At 57.3% G+C, this 4,081-nt stretch carries 2 protein-coding genes; one reads left to right on the top strand and one right to left on the bottom strand.

Features of this window, described 5'->3' with window-relative positions; translation table 11 throughout:
- A partial coding sequence (gene uvrA / locus ACF8AM_RS12715) for an excinuclease ABC subunit UvrA (protein WP_392555992.1) occupies window positions 1-2,613 on the bottom strand: 2,613 nt, incomplete at its 3' end.
- Between the two features lie 83 nt (window positions 2,614-2,696).
- Here uvrA and ACF8AM_RS12710 point away from each other — a divergent pair.
- Window positions 2,697-4,040, top strand: a complete 1,344-nt coding sequence (locus ACF8AM_RS12710; protein ID WP_392555991.1) for a family 16 glycoside hydrolase — start codon at window positions 2,697-2,699, stop codon at window positions 4,038-4,040.
- Window positions 4,041-4,081 lie beyond the last annotated feature (41 nt).

The raw sequence follows: 4,081 nt of genomic DNA, 5'->3' as shown, positions 1-4,081 counted from the left end.
CTTCAGCTTGTTCTGCACCTTCGGCATTTCGCGAAAGAAATCAGAGGCCTCGCGAACGGTCATCTCCAACACGTCCGCGATCGTGCGATCTCGATAGCGAACCTGCAAAACTTCGTCGCGATATCGCCGCCCCCGACACTCGCCACATCGCATCGATACATCGGCGAGAAACTGCATGTCGATCGTTTGCACGCCCGCTCCCTCGCACGCCGCACATTGCCCCGCCGAAGAATTGAAACTGAAGTGTCCCGGTTTGAAATTGCGAATCTTGGCGTCAACCGTTCCCGCAAACGCTTGCCGAATCGGATCAAACGCTTTCGCAAACGTGACCGGGCAACTGCGAGGACTGCGGCTGATCGGCGATTGATCGACTAGCAAGCAGTCGTCAATCGCGTGCTCGCCGCGCAACGCTCGATACGGAAGCGTCCCGGCGACAATGTCCGCCGAGGCGACCTCGCCGCGACGTTCAGCCAACCGAATTGACACGGCACCGAACAACGTGTCGTGAATCAACGAACTCTTGCCGCTTCCCGATCGCCCCGTGACGACGGTCATGCATCCAAGCGGAAACTCCACGTCGATGTCACGCAGGTTGTGCCCGCTCGCTCCCGCCAACGTCAACGAGCCTGTCGGTGCGCGGCCATCCGTCAAATCCAACTGGATGGATTGTTTTCGATTCTTGCCGAGATACCGCCCCGTCAAACTGTCTTTCGCCTTCATCAACTGTTTGGGCGTGCCTTCAAACGTCACCAAGCCTCCGCCAACGCCCGCCCCAGGCCCAATCTCAATCACGCGGTCGGCGAGTTGAATCAAAGTGTCGTTGTGCTCCACCCCGACGACGGTGTTCCCACGGTCGCGAAGCTGAGTGATCGCGTCGACCAATTGCTCCACATCGACCGGATGCAAACCAGCCGTTGGTTCGTCCAGCACATACAACATGCCAACCAACGTGCTGCCGAGCGCCAACGTCAACGCGATTCGCTGGGTCTCGCCGCCGGACAACGTGCGAAGCGTACGGTTGAGTTGCAAGTACCCCAGCCCAACTTGACCCAAGTAACGCAATCGATCGCGAATTTGCCGGACTGGTTCACTGGCGATCGTGTGCCGACGCTGCTGATCCGCAATCAACAACTCTGCCTGCGTCTGGTACCCAACCAATCTTTCGCGAACAGCATCGTCATGCGAAACGTCCGCATCGGAATCGCTGGAAGCATCATCACCAAACCAATCCGTCAAAAATTGATCCAGCTCATCACACCGCATCGCCAGCATTTCAGAGATGTTGCGCCCGCCGACTTTGTAAGCCAACGATTCAGGCTTCAACCGATCACCACCGCAGGCCGGGCAAGTCCGATAGCTACGGTAACGCGAAGCAAACACACGAATGTGCATCTTGTACTTCTTGCGATCCAGCCAAGCAAAAAAGCCATCCAGCCCACCAAACTTGCGTTCGCGAACGCCTTCGTGAATCAGCTTCAGATGCTTCTTTTTCAATTTTGAAAACGGAACATCGACTGGCAAATCGTAATCGTCCGCGAGTGCCAACAACTCATCCAATTCATGCTGATACGAAGGCGCGTTCCAAGGAGCAATCGCACCGTCGCGAATCGACTTGGATTTGTCCGGAACAATCCGGTCCATATCGATTCCGATCACGTCGCCGAACCCTTCGCACTCCGGACACGCTCCCATCGGATGATTGAAGTTGAATGCTCGTGGGACTGGATCGGGATACTCAATGTCGCAGTGATCGCAGCGATGCCGATCGCTGGCGACTCGTTGCCGCATGTCTCGCCCGTCGATGGACTGCGTGGGCAAGGTCGCGAACTGATCATCGGCATCGGACTGGAACAACACGACCGCACGCCCGTTGCCTTCGGTCATCGCGGTTTCCAAGGACTCGGTCCAGCGAGACATTTCCGAGGAGGAAGATAGCCGGTCAACGACGACCGTCGCCGTCACTCCCTTCGATCCAATCCGCTTGGCCATCTTGCCGCGGTCTTCATCGGACAACTGAAACGTTTCCCCCTTGAGGATCAAACGCACGAACCCTTCCTGTTGCAGGCCGAGCAGGATCTCCGAAGCGGCTTTCCGATTCGGCAGCCAAAGCTCAAATCCCACGATTGCCCGCTGAACTTTTGCCGCTGGATCACTGAGCTGTGCCGCCACACTTTGTGGGCTGTCGATCACGACCGGTTGCCCACACTGGTAACACACCAATTCCGATGCGCGGGCGAACAGCAAACGCAGGTGTTCGGCAATCTCGGTCGATGTGGCCACGGTGCTCCGGTTCGTCTTCACCGCCGACGCCCGAGTCACCGCGATCGCGGGCGGAATTCCGGAAATACTGTCGCAATCCGGTTTGTCGAGCTGATTGAGATACTGCCGCGTGTACGCGGAAAAACTCTCGATGTAGCTCCGCTGCCCCTCGGCATACAGCGTATCCAGCGCCAGCGATGTTTTTCCGCTGCCGGACAGCCCGCAAATCACCACCAATTCCCCGCGAGGGATATCAACATCCACATCACGCAAATTGTGAACACGACAACCACGGACCGAGATCGGTTGTCGCGTGCTTTGCGTTTTTGATGTTGAACTTTGCTTCCGTCCCATGCTGCATCCACTCGCAATTGAATTAAAATAGCCGCTCCCCCCAGACAGCCCACCATCCCCGAAAGTACGAGCTCCGTTCGAGTATGTCATTTCGCAAATTTCTCGCGACCCCAACCCCTCGCGTTTTCGCGGGTTTCCTCACGCTGTGCCTGACAGTCGCGCTGACTCCACCATCAGTGTCGGCACAAGAAAAGGACTCGCCGGCCAAAGAGAAAGCAGACGCACCGAAAAAGGACGCTCCACCCGCAGAAACCAACAGCGAGAAAAAAGCCGGGAAAGCCTCCGAAAACGCCCAGAAACCGAAGGCATCCGAGGAGAAAAAGGCCCCCCCTCCCAAGGAAGAAAAGGTCCAATCCAAGAAGCCAGCCCCAGAAAAAGCAGCGGAAGCTCAACCTGCCGATCCCAAACCCGATCCCACCTGGGTCGAAAAAGGCGTCTGGACCTTGCCACCGACGGACGGCCCCGCCGCAGTCGACTTCCAATTGATCGGTGAATACGCTGGCGACGTTTCGATTGCAACTGAAAAGAGCACAGACGACTCAGACGCTTCCAAACAATCCACCAAGCAACGGTATGGAATCCAAATCCGCGCCATCGGCTCGGGCGAATTTGAAGCCCTGGCTTACGTGGGCGGACTTCCCGGTGACGAGAAATTCAACGAGGCAACCCAGCTTCGTTTGATCGGCCGCCGCAACGGAGAGACGCTGGTTCTCTCCGGTGGACCATGGGCATTGTTTGCCGGTCCTGAAAAGTGCCGTCTGATCAACTTCGAAGGTGACTCGCTCGGCGAACTGCCTCGCGTGATTCGCACCAGTCCCACGATGGGAGCTCAGCCACCCAAAGAGGCGATCGTGCTCTTCAACGGCAAGAACACCGACCAATTTTCCAAGGCCCGGATCGCTTCGGAAGGCTTGCTCGCCCAGGGTGCCAACGTCAAATGGTTGCTCAACGACTTTGACTTGCACTTGGAATTCCGAATCCCGCACATGCCCGGTAAACAAGGTCAACAACGCGGCAACAGCGGCGTCTACTTGCAAAGCCGTTACGAGTGTCAAATCCTCGATTCGTTTGGTACCGATCGAGTCTTCAATGGGCTGGGAGCCCTGTATCGGTTCAAGCCACCACGTTTGAACATGGCGTTCCCGCCACTGACCTGGCAAACCTATGACATCCGCTTCACCGCCGCACGATTCGGCGCCGACGGCAAGAAACTGCGGCCCGCTCACGTGACCTCGTGGGTCAACGGCGTGAAGGTCCAAGACAACGTCGCGTTGCCAGGACCAACCGGAGCCGGCAAACCCGAGGAAGCTCTTCCGCTGCCCACGTTGCTGCAAGATCACTCCGACCCGGTCCGCTACCGCAACGTTTGGGTGCTGGACCGAGGGATCGCAACAAGCGACTCGTTCCCTCCGAAATCTGACAACTAGCGGTCTGTCACGACCTGTTTTTAGGGTAGTGGACGAGGCGA

The organism is Rhodopirellula sp. JB055 (assembly GCF_043100905.1).
In the GTDB taxonomy this organism is placed as follows: domain Bacteria; phylum Planctomycetota; class Planctomycetia; order Pirellulales; family Pirellulaceae; genus Rhodopirellula.
Note: the sequence above shows the minus strand (reverse complement) of the source record. Positions and strands in the feature narration are given on the sequence as shown.

What these genes read in the sequence shown, in the direction of transcription:
- ACF8AM_RS12710 (WP_392555991.1), top strand. Translation starts at nt 2,697, where the DNA reads ATGTCATTTCGCAAATTTCTCGCGACCCCAACCCCTCGCGTTTTCGCG.